Source organism: Fibrella rubiginis, from assembly GCF_017353185.1.
GTDB classification, from domain to species: domain Bacteria; phylum Bacteroidota; class Bacteroidia; order Cytophagales; family Spirosomataceae; genus Fibrella; species Fibrella rubiginis.
This window is the reverse complement of record NZ_JAFMYV010000006.1, coordinates 177,723-202,107: the sequence shown is the minus strand read 5'-3', so window position 1 is coordinate 202,107 and position 24,385 is coordinate 177,723. Positions and strand designations below refer to the sequence as shown.

The window sequence follows — 24,385 nt, the reverse complement described above, 5'->3', positions numbered from 1 at the left end:
TTCATGCGTATGAATACCCGTTTACTGAGTTTGTGCACTGTATTGAGCCTTTTTATTGGTCTTGATGCCTGCCAGCTTGGTCAAAAACCGCTCTTTTCACTTCTGCCTGCTGAAGACACTGGCATCACCTTCGCCAACCGCATCATCGACAATGACAGCATGAACATTGTTGATTTTGAATACATCTATAATGGCGGCGGTGTGGCTCTTGCCGACTTCGATAATGACGGTCGCACCGACGTATTCTTCACTGGGAATCAGGTGCCTAACCGGCTGTTTCTGAATCAGACCCAACCCAATACGCATGAACTCAAGTTCCGCGATATTACCCCTGCGGCGGGCGTTGGCGGTGGGGGCAAATGGTGTTCGGGCGTGGCAGCGGTAGATATTAACAACGACGGGCGGATGGACCTATACGTGGGTGCTACTGTGAGCAAAGATTCGGTGAAGCGCGAGAACATGCTGTTTGTGAATCAGGGCGTTCAGCATGGTGCCCCCGTGTTTCGTGAGATGGCCCGTGAATATGGCATCGCCGACAACGGCCATACTACCAACGCGGCTTTTTTCGACTACGACAACGACGGTGATTTGGATCTGTACGTGCTCACCAATACCATTGAGCAGGGTAGCCCCAACTCATATCACTACAAGCTAGCCGACGGTTCGTCGAAAACGACCGACCGCCTGTACCGCAATGACTTCGACGCAAAACTGGGCCACCCCGTCTTTACTAACGTGTCGAAGCAGGAAGGCATCCAGATGGAAGGTTTTGGATTGGGTATCAACATCACCGACCTGAACCGCGATGGCTGGCGCGACGTCTATGTGACCAACGATTACCTCTCCGACGACCTGCTTTGGGTGAATCAACACGCTGGTAGTCAACATACTGGATTTCGTGATGAAGCTGGTCAGTATTTTAAACACACCAGCAGTTCAGCGATGGGCAACGATGTGGCCGACATTAACAACGACGGGCTGATGGACATTGTGGCCGTGGACATGCTCCCACGCGACAACTTCCGCAAGAAGATGCTGGTGGGGCCAAACAATTACCAAACCTACCTCAACAACGAGCATTATGGCTTCAATTACCAGTATGTCCGCAACACATTGCAACTAAATCAGGGGCCTAGACCCGGTACGCGGGGCCTCACTACCGGGCAGCCGCTGATGATGCCTGGTCATGAGGTACCCGTGCAACAGGTGGAAAAAGGAGCGCCACTCTTCAGCGAGATTAGCTTGTTGACTGACGTGGCCGAAACGGACTGGAGCTGGGCACCGTCGCTGGTTGACTTCGACAACGACGGCTATCGTGACTTGTTGATTACCAATGGGTTTCCGAAGGACGTAACCGACCGCGATTTCGTATCATTTCGGGCGCAAAGTTCGTCGGTGGCGACGAAACGGTTTTTGCTGGACCAGATTCCGGTGGTGAAAATCCCAAACTACGCCTTCCGCAATAAGGGCGTTTCAGATGCCAGCAATATCCCCAACTTCGAAGACGTGACCGAAGCCTGGGGCATGAAAACGCCGAGCTTCTCGAATGGCGCTGCCTACGGTGATCTCGATAATGACGGTGACCTGGATTATGTGGTCAACAACATCAACGACTCGGCCTTTGTGTACCGCAACAACCTGATCGACAAGGTGGGGGCGGAGGTTCCAGCCAAGGCGGGCTACCTGCGGCTGACATTCGCCGGACCCGACCATAACCGCATGGGACTGGGCGCGTTTGTGGAAGTTCATTATAAAAACCGCGCCGGAGAGGTCAGGCAGCAGGTGTATGAGCATAGTCCCTATCGCGGTTATCTCTCTACTGTAGAGCCCATTGGCCATATTGGCCTGGGTGACGTCACTAAAATTGATGAACTGCGGGTGATATGGCCCGCGCACGATGGGCAGCCCGCCCGCCAGCAAACGTTACGCAACGTGAAGCCTAATCAGGTGCTGGCCCTTCGGCAAGCCGATGCCACCGAAACGCCCACCGAAAACCGCCCCGTGCGGCCGCTGCTGCGCGACGTGACCGATTCGCTGGGTCTCGCCATTACTCATACGGAGCCTGAATACATCGACTTCAACAACCAGAAATTGTTGCCTCACAAGCTTTCGCAGTTTGGTCCGGCGGTGTCGGTGGGCGATGTCAACGGCGACGGGCTGGATGATATGTTTGTGGGCGGCTCGCGGCAGCACGTGGGGCAACTGCTGTTGCAGACAGCGTCAGGCGCTTTCGTAGAGAAAAAGGGCCTGCCTGCTCAAACGCCGGAGCAAAAAGTGGAGGAAGATATGGGTACGCTTTTCTTCGACGCCGATGCCGACGGTGATCTGGATTTATACATTGCCAGTGGCAGCGTAGAAGGCAACAACACCCCCACGGCTTACCAGGATCGGCTTTACGTGAACGACGGCACCGGGCAATTTACGCTGGCGGTGGGGGCGCTACCCGCCAACACCACCAGCAAATCGTGCGTGAAAGCGGCGGATTTTGACAAAGATGGTGACCTGGATTTGTTTGTGGGTGGCCGCGTAGTGCCCGACCAGTACCCTAAAGCCACGTCGAGCCTGTTGCTGCGCAACGACGGGGGAAAACCGGGCCAACCTCACTTCACCGATGTTACGGCTCAGGTTGCCCCCGCTCTAAAAGACATCGGCCTCGTTTGCGACGCCCTCTGGACTGACCCCGACAACGACGGCGACCCCGATCTGCTTCTTGCTGGTGAATGGATGCCTGTCACACTCCTGGAAAACCAGCAGGGCAAACTCCAAAACAAACAAGCCGACAAACAGCTGGGCAACAAGTTGGGCTGGTGGAACTCCCTCACGGCAGGTGATTTCGACAATGATGGCGATATCGACTACGTGGCTGGTAACCTGGGCCTCAACGCCCGGATGCGGGCAAATGAAAAAGAGCCTGTGCGGCTCTACGCTGGCGATTTCGATAACAATGGCTTTTATGATGCCATCCCGACCGTATTCATTCCTGACGAAACGGGTAAGCGTCGCGAGTTCACGTTTCATGGCCGCGACGACCTGATCAAACAAATGATTCTGATGCGGGGACGTTTTCAACAGTACCGCGATTTCACCCAGGCGAGTATCGACAAGCTGCTCAAACCTGAAGAAATGAAGCAGGCTACTGTTCTGGAGGCCAACGAATTGCGGTCGATGTATATCGAAAACAAAGGCAACGGGGCTTTCGAGATGCGTCCGCTACCCATGCAGGCACAACTGGCTCCGCTATTTGGTATGTCGGCTACCGACGTTGATCATGACGGAAAGCTGGACCTGCTGGCGGTAGGTAATGACTACAGCGGTGAAGTGCTGATTGGCCGTTATGATGCGCTGAATGGCCTCTACCTGCGCGGCGATGGTAAAGGTGGTTTTGTGCCGCAACCTATGGCCCGTTCTGGCTTTTGTGTGCCGGGTAATGCCAAAGGATTTGTCAGCCTGCCCGATGCCAAGGGTAATCCACTGTATGTAGCCAGCCAGAACCGGGGTATGCTCTGTGCGTTTGGCGGGGCGGTTGCGGGCAAGCTATTTCGTCCAAAACCTTCTGATGTAGCCGTATTGCTGACCTTCGCCGACGGCCACAAACAAAAAAACGAACTGCCCTGGGGCAATTCGTTTTTGTCGCAGTCGAGCCGCGCGTTATGGGTTGGACCTCGGGTGACGCGAATCGACGTGATCGACGCCAGTGGCCGCAGCCGTACCGAGAAACGCTAGTCAATCCACATCACTTTGTCGTAGGCGATTTCGTAATCCAGTTCCTGCAAAGGCGTGGTGTTTATGAATCGTCCGGCGGCGTCGACCCGTATACCGTGCCAGAGGCCCGTAGCGTCGCGCAGGAGAAGCCGATAGCCAAATAACGGGTGGAAGGTGTCTGCTTCCTCACGGTGGTCCCAGCCGGTCTGTAGTTCGATGGCGAAGCCTACCCGGTCAATCACCTCAGCCATCTGGTCGAGCAGCGTACCCGTGATGCTGAGGTCTTCGATCCAGAGAACCCAGTTATCGGTACCCCAATCGAACTGAATTCGGGAAGGTCGCACCGACAATAGAGCGGCGGTGAGGCTGGCGGTATCGGTAAACTGAGTGCTTGTTTCCATGAGTGTTAGACCGTAAAGCGGCCCTCTATTTAGAACAAAATCAGACGCCAATTAGTCCATTAAACCGCTCGACTCCTGCCACTTTCTGAGCCAGAATCGGTACTTTTTTCGCCCATAATCCACAAACCCCGGAATGGATGTTGCATCAACAGCAAACAGGCGGTGGGGCCTTTGTTTCATCACGCCAATGAGCACAAACCGGAACCGTTTAGTATCGGCCCATTCGTTGTTGTCGGCGTAACGGAGACTATCGAGGTAGAACGCCACCTGCCGGTCGTAGTCGTAATCGTAGCAGCTTTGCAGAAACTGCGCCTGAGTACGGGCCGACGTGGTTTTAAAATCCAGAATTAGGGCGTTCTGGCGTTTCGGGCTGGTATAGACCAGATCGAGGCGGGCTTTGCAGGGTTGTTGCGTGGTAGGATCAGTGAAAAGAACCACCCGTTCGCGCTCGCTTTGCCCTGTTTGTGGTTGAATCTCGTCGAGGCCAGTGAACAGCCGTTCCTGCTGGCTGGCCCAGCGGTCGGCCTGACGCAGATAGCGGCGGCAAAACGAGTCGCGCTGTACCGTTTTCATCAGCCCGTCCAGTTTTACCTGTTCAGTGGCCGTAAGCCGTTCGTTGGCCAGGTCGGGCAGGAGTTGTTCCATCACGGTGGCTACCGACTCTGGTTCCAGCAAATGCTGGTGAAAAGCTTTGCCAAAGGTGCGGGTCCGGTCTGTGGCCCACCGCGCCGAAGGCATCGCACCTAGTTGCTCTTCTTTCAGCCGGGTCAGGTCGGAGTTCGACACGCGCGGCAACGAGCGATAATCAACGGGCAGCGCCCGCCTAAACGACAGCGCCGCCTGGGGCAACTGATCGAATGACAACGGAGATAGCATGCGGGATGAGTTTCATGGCTAAAGTCTAACACGGTCCGCCGCTGCGGTTGCTTCGCGCTCTGCTACAGCGCACGCGAAGCAACCGCAGCGGCGGACCGTGTTAGACTTTAGCCCTTGAACGTTAAACCAATTTTATTCTCCCGCCGTCAACAGGGCCGGAGCAGGTTCGTCAATCGCGTGAGCGAAGGGATTGTAATAGTTGAATGCCGTCTTGATGTTGGCAATGTCGGTGAGCGTTTCCTGGCGGAACACCTTGTAATCGTTCGCGTATTGCTTCAACTCAGCCGTTTTTTCGGCGTCGGCCATCTTATAGCTGAAGTTGGCGATGTAGTAGACACCTTTAGGCTGAATTTTGTTGTTCTCTTTCTTCTCAGCTACGGCTGTGATCACTACGTCGGCCAGGGTCAGGTCGTCATAATACAGTGGCTCGATGAGGCGGAAAATATTGTCGACCGAATAACCGTGGAACAGCACCGCCGAAACACAGTTTTTCTCATCAATGAAAAACAGCTCGGCCCAGTTCTTGGTGCCCATGTTCAGGATGTTGTCTGTGAAAATGCGCCAGGCAATAGGCTGAAATGTCAGCGTACGGCCCACTTTCTCGGTACCGTTGATGTTGAACACGCCCTCTTTGGCATCGAACCGATACTGCCGGGGGTGACCCTCCAGGTATTTATAGCGACTAACCACTTCACCAGTGCCCTCATGAAACTTTTGATACGGTTTCAGGACCTCTGCGTTTTGAATTGTCTCGATTGTGTTCTTGCTTTGCGTGTTCATTAGTATTTGTTGTTTACTGTTCGAGCAGGGGGTCCGGTTGAGACCCCTTTTGCCTTTTTAAGGGGGTTGTTTACTGAGTTAAAGATACGTTATAGTAGTCAAATTCAAAAATATAAAGCTCTGATTTTATATAGTGGATTCTGCCTCTGAAGAAGACAGAGTCAAGAGGAAAAGGTATAATATAAGTGGCTGACTATCAACGAATTAATATATATGAGTTGTGCGCCTAGTTCTCGCTTCGTAGAAAGGGAATCTGGTTGCCTCCATGTGTTTTAGCTAAAACATAATATCCACTGGAATATTCCCCGAATGCCCGTTATCAGCTCTATGCGCAGGTACACACCTATGTATAAATACGCAAATACAGTGTACGTCGTATAACTAAAACAGTGACTTATTTTACTCAAAACGATGTACATACATATTCTATACAATTGTATTTTTTTAACTAAAAACAGCTTTTATCACTAGCTTTTGTATAACTATTTCTTGCCTGGTTTAAAGTTGCTTGTAGTCGCCTGGCTAAATATCTATTTTGGTAGCAGGTAATCAATTCTGATTACTCTGTAAAAACAATCATATATCCCTCAAAACTATGTCAAATTTTTACTTAGCCAGGACAGGCTATCTCGGGCTGGTGCTGTGCCTCATGTTAGTGAGTGTGACAGTATTTGGTCAGGGCACCAATCGAACGGGACGTGTAACGTCACAGACCGATGGAACCGGGATACCGGGTGTGAATATTACGATCAAGGGTACTACCCGTGGTGTGACGAGCGATGCTGGCGGTAATTACCAAATCACAGCCCCCAACGATGCCGTATTGGTAATCTCTTATATTGGCTTCAAATCGCAGGAGGTAACCGTCGGCAACAAAACCGCCATCAACGTAACGCTGGCCGAAGATGTAGCCAGTCTGAGTGAAGTGGTTGTGACTGGTTACAGCAGTCAATCGAAACGTGAGATCACCGGGGCTGTAGCCACGGTCAATCCCCGTGATTTGCTATCTCTACCAGCCTCCGACGTGTCGCAGCAGTTGCAGGGACGTGTGGCTGGCGTAACGGTCATCAACGATGCTACACCGGGCGGTGGTGCCACGGTACGCATACGTGGTTTCGGAACAGTGGGTAATAATGACCCGCTATACATTGTTGATGGGGTACCCACGCAAAATATCAGCAACCTGAATCAGAACGATATCGAAACGTTTCAGGTGCTGAAAGATGCCACGGCGGCTTCCATCTACGGCTCACGGGCAGGTAATGGGGTAGTTATCATCACGACCAAACGCGGCAAGCCGGGTGCGGCCAGGATCAACATTGATGCTTATTATGGAATGCAGCAATGGGCCAAAAAAGGTGAAGTGTTAAGTTCGGCAGACCTTGGCAAGTACCTGTATCTGGCCGATATCAATGCGGGTAAGACGCCTTCACATGGCCAGTATACGTTTGGGCCGAACGGCGAGGTGACGATTCCGGCTTATGTATTTCCAAGCGCAGGCAAAGAGGGTACGGCCGCTGTTGACCCCAAACTATACTCACTGACCCCCGACAACATCTACGCCATTACGAAGTCGGCCAACACAAACTGGTTTGACGAAGTAACACAGACGGCGCCCATCCGGAATTATCAGGTTGGCGCATCGGGCGGTTCTGAAAACGGCCGTTTTGCCTTATCAGCAGGCTATTTCAGCCAGGATGGTACAGTCAAGTTTATTGGCTATGATCGCTATTCGGTGCGCGCTAACTCAGAGTTTACGGTGAAAAAGCGGTTCCGCATCGGTGAGAACCTGACCATTTCCTATGGTTCTCGCAAGGGTGGTTTTGGTAACAGCGAAGAGCAAAACGCCGTGTCAGGTTCTTATAAGCACCACCCGCTGCTGCCCGTCTATGACATCGCTGGCAACTTCGCCGGTAGCCGCGGCCTGAACCTGGGTAACAACTCGAACCCCTATGCTACGCTGTATCGTGACCAGGAAAACCGCTACAATAGCCTGCGGGTGTTGGGCAACACGTACCTGGAGGCCGACGTTGTGCCCGGCATAACGGTGAAGACTTCATTGGGTATCGACGCCAACTCAGACCGGGCTAAATACCTGGGCCGCGCAAACCCCGAATACATTGAAGGCAACTTCATTAACGGCCTGACCGACCAGAGCCGTTATGGGTACCAGTGGGTGTGGACTAACACGGTGAGCTACTCCAAAACATTCAATGCGCTTCACAAGGTAGATGCCTACGTGGGTACGGAAGCAATCCGGGCTTTCCAGGAGTTTTTTGAGGCCGGCCGTCAACGGTTCTTCAACGAGCAGAAAGACATTCAGAGCTACCTCGATTTGGGCAGCCGGTCAACGTCGACCAACGGTGGCCGGGTTGAGCGCGACTTCTCGCTGTTCTCTTATTTCGGGAAATTGAACTACGCCTACAATGACCGCTATTTGTTCCAGGCCATTCTGCGGCAGGACCGGTCGTCACGTTTCCAGGGGTCAGGACAAGCGGCTCTTTTCCCGGCCGTCAGCGCAGGCTGGCGTATCTCAGACGAAGCCTTCATGAAAGACGGGTTGTCGTTTGTGAATGACTTAAAAATCAGGGCTGGCTGGGGTCAGACGGGTAACCAGGAAATTGGTGATTACAATGCCTACACCACCTACCAGTCCGACACGTTCCACTCGGGTTATCCTGTCAACGGCAGTGCATCAGATGCCAATCAGGGATTTGATATCCGCAACTTTGGTAACCCCAATGCCAAGTGGGAAACGACCACGTCGACTAACTTCGGTATTGATGCAACGCTGCTGAAGAACCACCTCAATATCGAATTCGATTTGTGGACCCGGTTAACTACCAACATGCTGATTGCCAGCCCGTTTACGTTCTCGCACGGAGACGCTGGCGTGCCGGCGTTCAACGTGGGTGAGATGCGCAACCGGGGTGTCGATCTGGGTATCACCTACAAAAACACGACCGGCAAGATGCGCTACAGTACCAGCGTAAACTTCTCGACGTACCGGAACGAGGTGCTCAAACTAGACGAAAGCACGGGTACTACCATCTTTGGCGATAACTCACGGGTGCCGGGTGGTGCCGTAACGCGTACGAAAGTGGGGCAGTCGATTTCATCATTTTATGGCTACAAAGTGCTGGGCATTTTCCAGAGCGACGAAGAAGCCAAAGCGTGGGCACCGTATGTTGACGGCTACAACCGGGCGGGTAAGTTCAAAATCGCCGACATCAATGGCGACGGCAAAATCAACGACGACGACCGGACCTTTATTGGTAGCCCGCATCCCGACTTCACCTACGGTATTAACGTAAACGTAGGCTACGGACCATTCGACTTGACCCTGTTTGGCTCAGGTTCGCAGGGGAACAAGATTTTCAACTATACCCGCTATTTCACCGACTTCAACACGTTCCAGGGCAACCGTTCACGCCGGGCGTTGTACGAAGCATGGTCGCCCACCAACAAAGGCGGCACGGTACCCATTCCTGATGCCAATGACCAGGTTAGCAGCCGCCCTTCTACGTACTTCGTCGAAGACGGATCGTACTTCCGCTTGAAGAACGTTCAGCTTGGCTATACACTGCCTGCCGTTTTGGCAAACCGTGTTGGGTTGGGTAACGCGCAGGTTTATCTGCAGGGCCAGAACCTGTTAACCTTCACGGGATATACAGGCCTGAATCCCGAAATCAGCGGCACGGGGGGTAACCGTACGCTGGGCTTTGATGGTGGCTACATGCCTGTGTCGCGCACGATAACAGTTGGCCTGAACCTAAGTTTCTAATCACCACGATATCAAGACTTTACCATTATGATAAACAAACGCTTAACCATCACCGGCCTCAGCCTGATCGGCTTGCTGTCCATGCATTCGTGCAGTGATGAATTTCTGACAAACACACCCAAAGGCCAATATAGCCCTACGTCGCTCACTAACCTGAAGGGTATCGAGGGTATTCTGGTAGGTGCCTATGCCATGCTCGACGGTGAGGGTATCGACGGGCAGGCTCCCTGGGAAAATGAAGTGCAAAACTGGGTGTTCGGTGGGATCCCTTCCGACGATGCCTACAAAGGCACTGACGCTGGCGACCAGCCAGAGCAATCGTTTATTGAGCGCTACGATTTTCAGCCTACCAACGGCCACATCAAGAACAAGTGGCGGGGGTTGTATGAGGGTATTGCCCGCACCAACGACGTGATTGACAACCTGGCTGCCGCGGCCGACATTTCGGCTGACCGGAAAAAGACGATTGAAGCCGAAGCCCGTTTTCTGCGTGGATACTATCATTTCGAGGCCAAGAAAATCTTCCGCGACGTGCCCTATATTGATGATAAGGCCTATGATGTAAATGACCCGAACAGCACCAAGATCCCCAACGACAAAGACATCTGGCCAAATATCGAGGCTGATTTCAAAGCCGCTGCCGATGCCCTGCCCGATAAGCAAGGAGACGTGGGTCGACCAACTAAATGGGCAGCACTGGCGCATTTGGCCAAAGCCTATATGTATCAGGGTTTCAACGTAAGCACAGGCGCACCCAACGCTGCCAAACTCACGCAGGCAAAAGCCGTACTGGATCAGATCGTAACCAGCGGTCGGTACAGCCTTATGGATAAATATTCGGAGAATTTCGACGCGGGTGCGTTGCGCAACAACCGGGAGTCAATCTTTGAAGTGCAGTATGCGGTTTCCTCTTCTGACGACGGTGCTTCGTCGCGGGGGGTTGGCCTGGCTCACCCTTATGCCTCACCCTGGGGCTGCTGTGGGTTCTACCAGCCATCGCAGAACCTGGTGAATGCCCACCAGACCGATGCCAACGGCCTGCCCCTGCTCGACACGTTCAATAACGTAGACGTGAAAAGTGATCAGGGCGTGAAACTGGACGATCCATTTACGCCATCGACGGTGCCCCTCGATCCCCGCCTCGACTGGAACGTGGGTCGCCGGGGCATCCTGTACCGCGATTTCAAAATCCACAACAGCGACTTCATTCGTGACCAGACTTACGCCGGTCCCTATTCGCCCAAGAAGCACGTAGCCTCGAAAGCGTTTACGGGCGTAGGTGGCTGGGGTAACCTGACGGCCAACAACTACCGCCTCATCCGCTACGCGCACGTGCTGCTGTGGCTGGCCGAGTGCGAAGTGGAAGTAGGTAGCCTGGCACGTGCGCAGGAACTGGTGAACCTGGTGCGTGGTCGCGCTGCTAATCCCGCTGATTTCGTGAAAAAAGCTACGCAGGGTGCCAAACGCGACGATTATACCGTCACCGAAGCCCCGGCTGCCAACTACGTAATCAAAAAATACACGGCTCCCTGGACCGATAAGGCATTGGCTCGCAAGGCGGTTCGGCATGAGACCCGGATCGAGTTTGCCATGGAAGGTCACCGTTTCTTCGACCTGGTGCGTTGGGGCATTGCTTCTGAAACACTAAATGAATACGTGACGAAAGAAGCTACAAAACGGACCTATCTGAAAGATGCCAAATTTGTGAAGGGTAAGCATGAATATTACCCCATTCCACAAGACGCCATTGACTTTGCCTACCTGAATGGTAAACCAACCCTGGTGCAAAACCCGGCGTATAAGTAAAGGATAATGTTTAACGTCCATGGTTCAACGTTTAAGGTTGGCTGATGCGAGCGTACTCATGCGTCAGCCAACTTTGACTGTTGAACCATGGACGTTACTGTAAAACATCTGCCACGCTGATGGGGTTTATAACACATACATATAAACCACTCAACGCTATGGCAACCAAATCACCATTCGATCCCGATCAGGTTGATTCTGAATTTTATTCTAAAGACCCCAACCAACACGGCACTTCCGACTACGGCCACGAATCGGAAGGGGTGGGCAACAACGTATACCACGACAGCACATCGGGGATAGATATGGATGGCCAGAATATGGTTGACACTGCTCAAAGCAAGATTGTCACCAAAGATGCCAACAATCCTGACGCACCAGGTGGTGAGAGCGCGGGTACGTACCAGGAATGGGACGTTGACCCCGATCAGCTTAATCCCAAAATGGCCCGCCCCATGACCGAAAGTGAAGCCAAAAAATTGGAGTCGCTACCCGACAACCCGTCTGACGAAGCGCTCCTGCATCGGGGCGACGCAACGTATCTGGAGCAGGGTGACAATCCCAACACCCAATACGATCCCCACAATCAGGGATATAACAACAAGGAAGGTAAAGAAACAGACAAATAGGGGCGAGAGTCGTTCTCCGACTTACAACGTACTATTGTCTACTTTAGAAAAGCGGCTTGCCTGAGATGGCAAGCCGCTTTTTTTATGCTGTACCGTTATAACATACCAACCGTTGCCTTTACGTTATAATCGCGCAACGCAAACCGTTGCGCATCTTCGTATGAAACAACTCAAACTTTCTGTGCTGGCATTGCTGGCACTTGCACTCTGCAACCCACTTGCACAAGCCGCTACACCCGAAAAAGGCCTTGCAAAAAAACCATGGCAAACCCTTTTCGACGGTAAGACACTGACCGGGTGGCATACTTTTCAGAAGGCGGGTCAACCTGTTTCGGAGAAATGGGCCGTTGAGGATGGGGCTATCCATTTTACGGGTGGCCGCGGCGCTGGTGACCTGGTAACCGACAAAGAGTACGGCAACTTTGAATTGGAAATAGAGTGGAAAATTGCCGAAGGGGGCAACAGCGGTATCATCTACCATGTAAATGAAGACCCTAAGTACAAGGCCACTTACCAGACAGGACCCGAAATGCAGGTGCTCGATAATGAGCGCCATCCCGATGCCAAGCAGGGGCGCGATGGCAACCGCACCGCCGGGGCGCTCTACGACCTGCAAAAACCTATTACCCCAAATGCGGCCAAGCCCGCAGGCGAGTGGAACAAGGCCCGCCTGATTATCAATAACGGCAAGGCCGAACAATACCTGAACGGTAAAAAAATTGCCGAGTACCCTACCTCCGGCCCCGAGTGGGACGCTATGGTGGCCAACAGCAAATTCAAAGGCTGGGAAGGATTCGGTAAATTCAACACCGGAAAAATTGCCCTGCAAGACCACGGCGATCAGGTCTGGTACCGTAATATTCGCATACGCGAACTTTAAGGAGTGAATTGGTGAATGAGCGATTGAGTGAATAGGATGATGCATCTCAGCCATTCGGTCATATCGACGAATCGTTCACTCAATCGCTCAGTCACTTATTCACTCATTGAATTATGCAACGCCGAAACGCCATTCGAAACCTGACCGGTACTGCCCTGACACTGTCGGCGGTACCCTCGCTCGCCAGCCAACTCATGAACGAGTCTGAACCAAGCGCTGCCTACGGGACAGCCCTGACTGCGCTGAAAGGAAACATCAACCATTCGGTTTGCCGGTGGTGCTACTCGAAAATACCCCTCGATGAACTCTGCAAGTCGGCGAAAGAGATGGGTATCAAATCAATTGATCTGGTTGGGCCGGAAGAATGGCCTACGCTGAAGCAGCACGGACTCACCTCGGCCCTGCCATGGGGTGCGGGAAAAGGCATTACCGAAGGGTTTAACGACCCCAAGCTGCACGACGAGCTGGTGGCTAGTTATGAAGGGATCTTTCCAAAACTTAAAGCGGCGGGTATGACCACCGTGATCTGCTTTTCGGGCAATCGCCGGGGTATGAGCGACGCCGAAGGGATGGAAAACTGCGCCAAGGGATTGAAACGCCTGATGCCCAGCGCCGAAAAATACGGTGTTACGATGATCATGGAACTGCTCAACAGCAAGGTTGACCACAAAGACTATATGTGCGACCATACGCTGTGGGGTGTTGAGCTGTGCAAGAAGGTAGGTTCAGACAAATTCAAGATGCTCTACGACATCTACCATATGCAGATTATGGAGGGTGATATCATCCGCACCATTCGTAACTACCATCAGTACATTGGGCATTATCACACGGGCGGAAACCCAGGTCGGAACGAAATAGATCAGACACAGGAGATCTACTACCCGGCGGTGATGCAGGCTATTGTGGCTACGGGATTTAAAGGCTACGTGGCACAGGAATTTATTCCCAAACGGGACCCCCTCACCAGTCTCCGCGAAGCCGTGATGCTGTGCGATGTGTAGTTAGAAAGTATGTCCCATCAAAAAAGGCCCCCAGTTGATTGGGGGCCTTTTTTGATGGGACATACTTTCTGAATTTCACTCTAAAAACGTGTTGTTCCTGACTTACTCAACCACTTACTTGAGTAGTGGGTAACGTTTGTGGAAATACACTCAAGTAACCAAAAAACCATAGTTTGCACTTTTTGATGAAAAATTAACGTTTTTTAGGCTGGGAGTATAACTATTTCTTCTATATGTGTTATGGGCATTGTGGAACAATAGTGTAGTGATAGTTTTGGGGTTGGCAGTCAGCACAGGCTGCCTTAACCTACAACTCTCAAGCTATGTTAAACACGTATATATCCAGATTGATGGGCCTCTGTCTTTTGCTGGGTTTGCTGGTCATGAGTGGACTGGCAATGGCGCAGGGTACCACCCGAACAGGGCGGGTCACCAGCAAAGCCGACAAAGAAGGTCTCCCTGGCGTTAACGTTACCGTGAAAGGTACCACCCGGGGGGTAGTGACCAACGCAACTGGTGATTTTAGCATTAGTGTCCCCGATAATGCTGTTCTTGTCTTTTCATTTATCGGGTATACGCCCCAGGAAGTAACGGTAGGTAGTCAAAACACGATCAATATCTCACTGGATGAAGATGCCACTTCGCTCAACGAGGTAGTCGTAACGGGCTACTCGACTGATAGCCGCCGTGAAACGTCGGGGGCCGTGTCGACGGTGCAGCCGCAGCAATTGAAGGCCGTACCATCGGGCAACGTAGAGCAGCAATTGCAGGGTCGGGTATCGGGTCTGACGGTGATTACCAATGGCCAACCCGGCACCAGCAGCCAGATTCGGGTGCGGGGCTTCGGTGCCTTTGGTGGTAACCAGCCACTGTATGTGGTAGACGGCGTACCAACCCAAAATGTCGACTTTTTGGTGCCTGATGACATTGAAAACACGACGGTACTGAAAGACGCGGCTTCGGCTTCTATCTATGGGGCGCGGGCTGCCAACGGTGTAATTGTGTACACCACCAAAAAAGGACAGCGCCGGGCGCAGAAGCTGAGCGTATCTTACGACGGTCTGTTTGGTGCTACCGATCCTGGTAAAGGCCAGCCCATTCTGAATCCGCAGGAACAGGCCGACTGGACCTGGCAGTCGCGCAAAAACGACAAGTATCAGGCAGGTGAGGCCATCGGCCCCGACAGTTTCACTAACCTCGCTGGCGGTCAATATGGCACGGGACAAACGCCCGTATTGCCTGAATACCTGCTGGTAGGTAACCGGTCGGGCGTTACGGGTGGCGTGGATCTGGCGGCTGAACAGAAGAAGTACAACGTTAATCCTGCCAATGGTGCCATCTACTTAGTCATTCCGGCCAACAAAGAAGGTACAGACTGGTACAAGGCCATTACACGTACGGCCCCCCTCATGCGCCACACCCTTGGTTTCTCGGGTGGTTCAGACTACAGCCGGTTCTACATCAGCCTGGGTATGCAGCAGCAGGCCGGTATTGTAAAATACAATGACTTCAAGCGCTACTCGCTACGGGCCAACACGGAGTTTGATATTACCAAAAAGATACGTTTTGGCGAAAACATCCAGTTTACGTACCTGTCTACCCGCGGTCAGCAGGGTGGGGGTAACGGGTCGAACGTAGCGGCCGAGGAAAATGACGTGTTGCAGGCGTTTCGTATGCCACCGATCATTCCAGTATACAACTCATTTGGTGGCTACGCGGGCACAGCAGCGCCTGGCTTCAACAACCCCCGCAACCCGGTGGCCAACCGCGACGGGCAGCAGAACAACCTGAATGCCAATCTGGTGGGCTTTGGTAACGCTTACCTAGAATATGATGTGATTCCGGCCCTGACGTTGCGCAGCACCCTTGGTGGCTCATATCGGAACTACTATTATAACTTCTACAGCCGCGCGCAATACGAAAACTCAGAGAACGGTACCAACTTCACCTACGGCGAAGGATCGGGCTATAACCTGGCCTGGACGTTTACCAACACGGCACAGTATAGGCAGCAGTTTGGCATCCATAGCATCAATGCCTTGGTCGGTGTTGAAGCCTTAAATACTGGTTCGGGTCGGGGTCTCGACGGGTCAGGTCTAAATCCGTTCACAACGGATCCTAACTACGTGACAATCAGCTCGACTACGCCAGGTGCCACGCGGCAGGTGGGTAGCGGCTATGGCCTTGGGGTTAACTTCTTTTCGACGTTTGCGCAGGCTCGCTATGCCCTCAACGACAAGTATATTTTGTCGGGTACGATCCGTCGCGACGGTTCATCGCAGTTTGGCGCCAACAACAAGTATGGCGTTTTCCCTGCTTTCTCGGCAGCATGGCGCATTTCGTCCGAGGCCTTCATGAAGAGCCTGCCCTGGGTGTCGGACCTGAAAATCCGGGGTGGTTATGGTCTGATGGGTAACTCGAACAACGTAGATCCCAACAACCAGTATAACCTGTTCGCCTCTAACGCTGGTAATGGCTATGACATCAACGGAGCTAACACGGCTGCTACGGCTGGTTTCTACCGCAGCCGGATTGGTAACGCCGATGCTAAGTGGGAGACCAGTATCACGTCAAACATTGGTTTCGATGGTTCGTTCTTCAACAACAAACTGGAAGTGATCCTCGACGTATGGCGGAAGGATACCCGCGACCTGTTGTTCCAACTGGGTCTGCCGGGTGTAGTAGGTGTGCGGGCTAATGCTCCGTCGGTAAACATTGCCAAGATGCGCAACCAGGGTATCGACATCACAGTAATCACGCGGGGTAACCTGACGCCGAAAGTTGGGTATGAAGTAACAGCCATTGGTAGCTTCCTGAGCAACAAAATTGAGGCGCTAGCCCCTGGCACACCTTACTTCTATTCGGGTGGTACGCGTTTGAGCACCAACGTGGTACGTAACGAGCCAGGCCAGTCGATCTCATCGTTCTACGGTTACAAGGTGATTGGTCTTTTCAACAGTAAAGAAGAGGTGACCGCCGCACCGACGCAAAGTGGCGCAGGCCCAGGTCGTTTCCGGTATGCTGACACTGATGGTAATGGCAAGATCGATGACGCCGACCGGGTTTATCTGGGTAGCCCTGTACCGAAATTCACGGGTGGTGTAACGCTTACGGTGCGCTACGGCGGGTTCGACGTTAACACCTATCTGTATACGTCGCTGGGCAACAAGATTTTCAACAACTCGCGTTGGTTCACCGATTTCTATACGTCGTTTTCGGGTGCGGCCGTCAGCGCACGGGTGAAAGACTCGTGGTTGCCAACCCACACCAACACGACTATCCCCATTTTCGAGAGTGCGTCTAACTTCAGCACCAACACACAGTCGAACTCATACTACGTAGAAGACGGTTCGTTCCTGCGGATGCAGTACCTCTCGGCTGGCTACACGTTCCCCTCCCGGCTGTTGGGTAACACTGGTCTGAGCCGGTTGCGCCTCGGTGTGTCGGCTACCAACCTGTTTACCGTGACCAAATACACCGGCCTGGACCCGGCAGTAGGTGGTGCGGCTGACTCTAACTTCGGTATCGACATTGGTAACTATCCGGTAACACGGGGGTACAACTTCCAAATCAGCTTTGGTTTCTAAGACCTAACAAACAACCATGAAAACAACATACATCGGAAAGGGAACGGTAGCTACAGCACTGCTGGTGCTGACTACGTTTGCCTGTAATGATCAGTTTCTTAATATCCCGGCGACGGGGCAGCTGGCCAGTGCACAGTTGACGTCGCTGGCAGGTCTTGATGGCTTACTAATCAGTAGCTATTCGCAGCTGAATGCCCGTGGGTTTACCCAATCGGCCAGTTCCAACAACTGGGCACGGGGTAGTATTTCGGGCGGTGAGGCCAACAAAGGGTCTAATGCTGGTGATTTCAACGCGCTGACTCCTTTCCAGCGTTACGAACTACTACCCAGCAGCGGTCAGGTAAATGACAAGTGGAACGCTATGTATGAAGGCATTAGCCGGGCTAACGCTGTGTTGCGCGCCCTGCCATCGGCGTCGGCTGAAGTACTGGATACTGACAAAAAGCGGATTGCAGGTGAAGCTCGTTTTTTGCGGGGTCACTACTACTTTGAGTTGAAGCGGGCTTTCAACATGGTGCCCTACGTTGACGAAACGCTGGACTATGGCACTGGTATTGAAAAGGTAGCCAACGATAAGGATATCTGGACCAATATTGAGGCCGACTTCAAATATGCTTATGACAACCTGCCCGCTACACAGGGGGCTGTTGGTCGTGCCAATAAGTGGGCGGCGGCATCGTATCTGGCCAAAGCGTATATGTACGAAAAGAAATACGCCGAAGCGAAAGCCCTTTTCGATTTGATTATTGCCAATGGTGTTACGTCGGGAGGTAAGAAATACGGCCTGGTAGCTAAATACGCCAACGTGTTTAACGCTGAATTTGACAACAACGAAGAATCAGTCTTCGCTATGCAGGCAGCGGCTAATACAGGTAGTTCAGACAATGCCAACCCCGACCTGGTGCTGAATTTCCCCTACAACACCGGCTCGAATGGCCCGGCGGGTTGCTGCGGATTCTTTGCGCCCAGCTTCGAACTGGCTAACTCGTTCCGTACCAACGCCAACGGTCTGCCCCTGCTCGATGGATCGTATAATACGGGAGCGAACCAGTTGAAAACAGACCAGGGCCTTGCCTCGAAAGATCCCTTTACGCCTGATGCGAACCCGGTTGACCCCCGCCTTGACCATTCAATTGGTCGTCGGGGTATTCCGTACCTCGACTGGCAGCCACACCCCGGTTTCGATTGGATTCGCGATCAGGGTTTCGCCGGACCGTATTCACCCAAGAAGTTTGTCTTCTACAAATCGCAGGACAAAACTTTGACTGATGGTAGCTCATGGACGGATGGTTATTCGGCCATCAATTACAACATCATCCGCTTTGCCGACGTGTTACTGATGGCCGCTGAAGCCGAAATTGAAGTAGGTAGCCTGGCCACGGCCCAGAAATACATCAATCAGGTACGTGCCCGTGCGGCCAACGCCGACGGTTTCGTGAAAGGTGCCGATGGTAAACCTGCCGCCAACTACGTGATTGCCCAGTATACAGTGCCCTTCGCCGACAAGGTTGCCGCCCGCACGGCGGTACAGTTCGAGCGGAAGCTGGAGCTATCCGGTGAAGGTCATCGCTTCTATGACCTCGTACGCTGGGGTGTTGCCGCACCGGTACTGAACGCATTCCTTGCCTACGAGTCAGGAAAACTATCAGTAGGTTATGGCGGTGCCAAATTCACAGCGGGTAAAGATGAATACATGCCGATCCCGCAAACGCAGATCGATTATCAGGGCAATACAGTTCTGAAGCAGAATCCAGGTTATTGAGTAGTTTAGTTTTATTGTAAAAAGGCCCTTCAGCGTCTGCTGAGGGGCCTTTTTTGCTGGAAATTATAATTAGCGGAGACTAGCTATTTACGTTGATTTCGGTTGGCGTGTGGCTAGATGTTGGTGTGGGCCGCGCATCAGCCACCAGCTCATTAGTTACCCTTTATGTATCAAAAACTCTCCCTCCAACTGCGCGGCTAGTTGAAATAACAGGTTTTCGTTACCTAAGGCAGCGGTCAACATGGACCCCACGGGTAGACCGTCGGCAGAGACGTGGAGCGGAACCGACATAGACGGTTGGCCGGTCATGTTGGCAATGGGCGTAAACGGAATATAGCCGAATGACTTTTCGGCCAGTTGGTCAATCTGTTTGCTGCCTTTCAGAAAACGCAGTCCACCCAGGGCATCTACCAGCTTCATCGTCCGGGTTTCGGCGGCGGAGTTTTGCAATGCACCAATGCGAATGGGTGAGCGCGAGAGGGTAGGCGTGAGCAGCAGGTCGAAGCGTTCGTGGAGTTGTCCCATCTGCCGCGAGAGGGCATTCCAGCGGCGTTTCTGGTACGAATTGTCTACCGCCGTGTAAGCTTCCGAAATGCGTGCCAGCGCCCATGTATTCAATTCCATGTCGTCGCGACGGGCGGGACGTTTCAGGTAATCGCTCAGTTCGCGGATGGTAGCTCCGGTTTCGCTCAATACCATCGTCAGGAACACTTCGCTCAAAACTGTCTGGTCGTAGGGCAGCGCAATTTCGTCAACGCTATGACCCAGGCTTTCGAGCAGCTTGGCCGTTTTCTGCACCGCCAGTACGCATTCCGCGTGGGTTTGCTGCCCCGGAAACGGGTGTTGCGTAGTGACGGCAATGCGTAGTTTACTCGGTTCCCGGTCCACCTGACTCAGAAAGGTGTCGGCGTTTGGGCCAAGTGCGTAAGGATCGCCGGGGGCCATACCTGCCGACACATCAAGTAGGGCGGCACTGTCGCGCACCGTGCGCGACACCACGTGGCTACGCACGGCACCCTGCCACATTTCGCCAAAGCCCGGCCCCAGCGATGCTCTTCCCCGCGAGGGCATCAGCCCAAACAAGCCGCAGCACGACGCCGGAATACGGATGCTGCCACCCCCGTCAGAGGCCGAAGCGGCTGGTACGATGCCCGCTGCCACTGCCGCCGCCGATCCCCCGCTGCTGCCCCCCGGCGAATAGGCTGGGTTCCAGGGATTACGCGCCGGGCCGTACAACTCCGATTCGGTGTAGGGCGTGAGGCCGAATTCGGGGGTATTTGTTTTGCCAAAAAAGACCAGCCCGGCCTGTTTGTAGCGCGTCACGGCGTAACTGTCCGTAGCCGAAACGTATCCGGCATAGCCTCTACACCCCGATTTCATGGATGTACCGGCCCACTCCAGCTCAAGATCTTTCAACAAAAATGGTACTCCCCGAAACGGCGCGTTGGTGGGTAGCTGATCCAGCATCCGGCGACCCTGTTCGTAGAGGGGCGTTACGATGGCGTTCAGTTCGGGGTTCACGGCCTCGGCGCGGGCAATGGCAACATCAAGCAGTTCACCCGGCGTGGTGTCGCCCTTGCGTACCAGTTCGGCCAGTGCCAGGGCATCATGCTGGCGGTATTCAGAGAAGGTCATAGGGGTAGGGGAGGGAATGTACATTGTACATTATTCATTGTACATTAAATTTATCGTGGCAGCACCATCGTCACTACTTCCTTGCGGTCGGTGCGGGAGTCGGTGGGGCGGAGGCGGAACGAGTAGATGTACGATCTGTTGGCGGGCAGCAGGTATTCGGCGTGGGTGCGGGGCGTCCAGCTATCATCGCCGCCAAGGCCCATTTGCCCGTAGTCGATGTTGAGCAGCGTGGTGTTGCCGTGTTCTACCGTTTGGGCGTGCGGGTTTTTGGCCGCTACCAGTGCCGCGTCGGTGTAGTCGCGGGCGTTAATGTTTATCAGGGCCGAACCGCCGGCTGGTTCAGCCACTACCAGCAGGCCCATTGCATTACCCGCTTCGGTGAGGTGCGCCCAGCGAACATCGGTTTTGTTGCCGTTCTCCTGCGCCATGGTGTAGGGGAAATACTGGTCGGCCACTTTGCCGCTATACTGCCCCACAAAAGCCGCGTCTTTGCGATCCTGATAACTCTCGAACGGTCCACGGCCATACCACGTCAGGCTGCTCATGCTGGCGGGCAGGGTCAACTGCATGCCCACGCGGGCCATGGGCGGCAGGGTGGTGCTGTTTGGGGCGGTGCAGGTGGTCGACACGATCACGTCGCCGGTGCCGTAGACCATGTATTCTGTCTTCTGGCGCAGGGTGCCGCCTTTGGTCATGATGTCGTTGACGCACATAATCCGCACCCGTTGTGAACCTATTTTTTCGATCTGCATATCAACTGGTGATACTGTAGGGTGGTCAAGACCCGCCTTATGCCAGCGGGCGGCGTAGGATTTGTCACCGCCGCCTTCGTCATTGTCGGTGGGTACGCGCCAGAAACTGGGCTGTAGAATACCGCCCGCCGCCTGACTGCTCAGCAGGTTTTTTTCTTTGTATAACCACTGGGTAATGCCCCCCGCCGCTTTGCTGAACACAATGCCAAAATCGGCCCCACGCAGGGCTATGCCGTTGGGGGTGGGTACGTATTTCAGTTGCGGAATGCGGCCGATGTTCACCACCGGCGGCATGGGCGTGTCGGTATGGATAGGAAACTGTTCCGCGGCTACTTCATGCCCGGCGGGTGCCCAGGGCGTTTCCTGTTTTAGTTGGAGGCTCAGCACCAGGAAGTACTCACTGCCTGCCTCCCGCGCTGCCGGAATGGTGTAGGGAATGGTGACCTGCACCGCTTGACCGGGCCGGGCTGCCAGCGTAGGTACGGTGCCCTGCTGCACCATTTCGCCGTTGCGCATGAGCTTGCAAACCAGCTTCAGGTTGTCGAGCCCCTGGAAATCATACGTATTCCGGATGTTTACTTTCGTTTCGGTGGCCGACAGCGGCGCGGGCAGGGCAAATTTTACGTAGCTGTAGGCCCGCTTCACTTCGTTCAGTTCGGGTTGGGGGGTACGGTCCGGGTTAACGAGGCCATCGCAGGCGTTGGCCCCGTCGATGTAGTTGATGTGGTCGGTGTAGTACTTGCCTTTCTTGTCGCGCAACATCAATCCCTGATCTACCCAGTCCCAGATGAAGCCGCCCTGAAGCCGCGGGTACTTGTCGATGGCGTTCCAGTAGTCTTTCAGGTTGCCTACACTGTTGCCCATAGCGTGGGCGTACTCGCAGACGATCACGGGCCGGGTGGGGTCCTTTTCCATCAGCCGGATCATGTCATCGACAGACGGGTACATGGTCGAAATAATGTCGAAGCTGGAAAGTGTACTCTGGAGGTACGGCTTGCGGCCTTCGTAGTGGATAGGGCGCGTGGGGTCTACCTGCTTCATGATGCTGGCCATGTCGGTGAAGTTTTTGCCCATGCTGGTTTCGTTGCCCAGCGACCAGATAATGATCGACGGGTGATTTTTGTCGCGCTCGACCATGGCCCGGCCCCGCGCCACAAACGCATCGCGCCATTCGGGGCGTTCGGCCAGGTCATACCCTTTATACCACAGCTCGTGACTCTCGATATTGGCCTCGTCAATCACGTAGAGGCCATATTCGTCGCAGAGGTCATACCAGTCCGTTACGTTGGGGTAGTGGCTGGTGCGCACGGCGTTGATGTTATATTGCTTCATCAGCTTGATGTCCTTCACCATGCTTTCGCGGCTGATCACGCGGCCCGTGTTGGGGTCAAACTCGTGCCGGTTGACACCCTTGAACGTGACGGGTTGCCCATTCACCAGCAGCTGCCCACCGCGCATTTCCATTTCGCGGAAACCCACTTTCTGGCTCATGGCCTCCTGCACCACGCCGTCGATACCCATCAGTTGCAGGGTCAGCGTGTAGAGATTTGGTGTCTCCGCCGACCATAGTTGTACATTGTTAAGGTATTGGTTCACCCGAATCAGACTTTCCTGATCAGACCCCACGGCGTTGGCCGATGACAGGTTGGCCGTATAGACTACCTGCTGCTTAGGGTCATACAGTGTAGCTTTCACAATGTAGGCCGGCATAGTCGACCCCGTCAGGTTACGCACGTAGGTGGTCAGTTTCAGCGTGGCGTTGCGGTAGGTAGGGTCTTCCATGTCGGTAGCTACCTGCACGTCGCGGAGGTGTACGCGCGGCTTGTTGATCAGCATCACGTCGCGGAAAATGCCCGCCAGTCGCCAGAAATCCTGATCTTCCAGATAGCTCGCGTCCGACCAGTTGATGACTTCCACAGCCAGCACGTTTTCGCCGGGGCGCAGTGCGTCGGTCAGCCGAAACTCGGCGGGGGTCATGCTGTCTTCGTGGTAGCCGATGTAATTACCGTTCAGGAACACCCGGCAGGTAGACTGCACCCCGGCGAAATGAATAAACGTCTCCCGCTCCGACCAGTTGGCAGGCAGCGTAAACCGGGTGCGGTAAAGGCCTACGGCGTTGGTGTCGGCCTGAATCAGTGGCGGATTGGCCGGGAAGGGGTGCTTGATGTTGGTGAAAATGGGCCGGTCATAGCCGGGGTTGCGGCTTTCGCGGGCACCCACCACCTGCCAGTTCGACGGTACGGGTAAATTGTCCCAGTCGCTGTCGTTCAGGCCGGGGTCTGAAAAAGTAGCCGGCACCAGCTTGGGCGTTTTCAGCCACCTGAATTTCCAGCTGCCGTTGAGCAGCTTCATCATAGTCGACGCAGATCGGTCGGCGGTAAGGGCCTGCTGTTCAGTAGCGTAGGGCCATAGGGTGGCGTGGGGTGGTTCGGTATGCTGACTGCTGATTTTCGGGTTTTCCCAAAAGGCAGCGTTGTCGGTTTGGGCATGGGCTGGTAGTGTGCATGAGGCCAGAACCAGCAGTAAGAACGTAAACGTATAGTGATGAGGGTAGTGTGTAGGCATAGTGGAACGGGAGGGTAGTTGCAAAACAAACCGGAAGATAAGGAGAAGGGGGGAAAGGAGGAAAGGAGAAAAGGGAGGAAGGGTTGTAACACAGAGCTACACAGAGGGTCCACAGAGGTACACAGAGGTTCATTTATAGATTGGTGTAACAGAAAGCGAAAGCTCTGTGTGCCTCTGTGAACCCTCTGTGTAGCTCTGTGTTACAACCCTTCCTCCTTTCCT

At 53.8% G+C, this 24,385-nt stretch carries 13 protein-coding genes; 8 read left to right on the top strand and 5 right to left on the bottom strand.

All coding sequences use genetic code 11. The features are described 5' to 3' along the window. Window positions 1-9 precede the first annotated feature (9 nt). The gene (locus J2I47_RS13345) at window positions 10-3,723 is read left to right on the top strand and encodes a CRTAC1 family protein (protein ID WP_229374590.1); all 3,714 of its coding nucleotides are present in this window, start codon (window positions 10-12) and stop codon (window positions 3,721-3,723) included. Here the strand turns inward: J2I47_RS13345 and J2I47_RS13340 are convergent. The 3 genes from J2I47_RS13340 to J2I47_RS13330 all read right to left on the bottom strand — a co-directional run bounded on the left by J2I47_RS13340 (window position 3,720) and on the right by J2I47_RS13330 (window position 5,759). Further along, window positions 3,720-4,103: a hypothetical protein gene (locus J2I47_RS13340; RefSeq protein ID WP_207365093.1), complete on the bottom strand. Its 384-nt coding sequence runs from the start codon at window positions 4,101-4,103 to the stop codon at window positions 3,720-3,722. The genes J2I47_RS13345 and J2I47_RS13340 overlap by 4 nt on opposite strands. A 51-nt stretch (window positions 4,104-4,154) precedes the next feature. Beyond that, window positions 4,155-4,979 carry a PD-(D/E)XK nuclease-like domain-containing protein gene (locus J2I47_RS13335; RefSeq protein WP_207365092.1) on the bottom strand — a complete coding sequence of 275 codons (825 nt, stop codon included), beginning with the start codon at window positions 4,977-4,979 and terminating at the stop codon, window positions 4,155-4,157. Between the two features lie 132 nt (window positions 4,980-5,111). After that, window positions 5,112-5,759, bottom strand: a complete 648-nt coding sequence (locus tag J2I47_RS13330; protein ID WP_207365091.1) for a hypothetical protein — start codon at window positions 5,757-5,759, stop codon at window positions 5,112-5,114. A gap of 595 nt (window positions 5,760-6,354) precedes the next feature. Between J2I47_RS13330 and J2I47_RS13325 the strand changes: the two genes are divergently transcribed. The 7 genes from J2I47_RS13325 to J2I47_RS13295 all read left to right on the top strand — a co-directional run bounded on the left by J2I47_RS13325 (window position 6,355) and on the right by J2I47_RS13295 (window position 19,211). Further along, entirely contained in the window at window positions 6,355-9,543 is a 3,189-nt protein-coding gene (locus J2I47_RS13325) for a SusC/RagA family TonB-linked outer membrane protein (protein WP_207365090.1), read from the top strand. Window positions 9,544-9,570: 27 nt separating this feature from the next. Beyond that, entirely contained in the window at window positions 9,571-11,349 is a 1,779-nt protein-coding gene (locus tag J2I47_RS13320; protein ID WP_207365089.1) for a RagB/SusD family nutrient uptake outer membrane protein, read from the top strand. 158 nt (window positions 11,350-11,507) lie between these two features. Beyond that, window positions 11,508-11,978 (top strand): hypothetical protein, encoded by a 471-nt coding sequence (locus J2I47_RS13315; RefSeq protein ID WP_207365088.1) that lies wholly within the window; start codon window positions 11,508-11,510, stop codon window positions 11,976-11,978. Window positions 11,979-12,138: 160 nt separating this feature from the next. Next, window positions 12,139-12,858: a 3-keto-disaccharide hydrolase gene (locus J2I47_RS13310; RefSeq protein ID WP_207365087.1), complete on the top strand. Its 720-nt coding sequence runs from the start codon at window positions 12,139-12,141 to the stop codon at window positions 12,856-12,858. A 113-nt stretch (window positions 12,859-12,971) separates the two neighbouring features. Beyond that, on the top strand, window positions 12,972-13,862 hold the full coding sequence (locus J2I47_RS13305; RefSeq protein ID WP_207365086.1) for a hydroxypyruvate isomerase family protein: 891 nt from the start codon (window positions 12,972-12,974) through the stop codon (window positions 13,860-13,862). 323 nt (window positions 13,863-14,185) lie between these two features. Beyond that, on the top strand, window positions 14,186-17,449 hold the full coding sequence (locus J2I47_RS13300) for a SusC/RagA family TonB-linked outer membrane protein (protein ID WP_207365085.1): 3,264 nt from the start codon (window positions 14,186-14,188) through the stop codon (window positions 17,447-17,449). 16 nt (window positions 17,450-17,465) lie between these two features. Then, complete coding sequence (locus tag J2I47_RS13295) at window positions 17,466-19,211, top strand: RagB/SusD family nutrient uptake outer membrane protein (RefSeq protein WP_207365084.1); 1,746 nt, start codon at window positions 17,466-17,468, stop codon at window positions 19,209-19,211. A 156-nt stretch (window positions 19,212-19,367) separates the two neighbouring features. Here J2I47_RS13295 and J2I47_RS13290 read toward each other — a convergent pair whose 3' ends face one another. Both J2I47_RS13290 and lacZ read right to left on the bottom strand, forming a co-directional pair. Next, on the bottom strand, window positions 19,368-20,846 hold the full coding sequence (locus J2I47_RS13290) for an amidase (protein ID WP_229374588.1): 1,479 nt from the start codon (window positions 20,844-20,846) through the stop codon (window positions 19,368-19,370). Window positions 20,847-20,896: 50 nt separating this feature from the next. Further along, complete coding sequence (gene lacZ / locus J2I47_RS13285) at window positions 20,897-24,163, bottom strand: beta-galactosidase, LacZ type (RefSeq protein WP_207365082.1); 3,267 nt, start codon at window positions 24,161-24,163, stop codon at window positions 20,897-20,899. Window positions 24,164-24,385 lie beyond the last annotated feature (222 nt).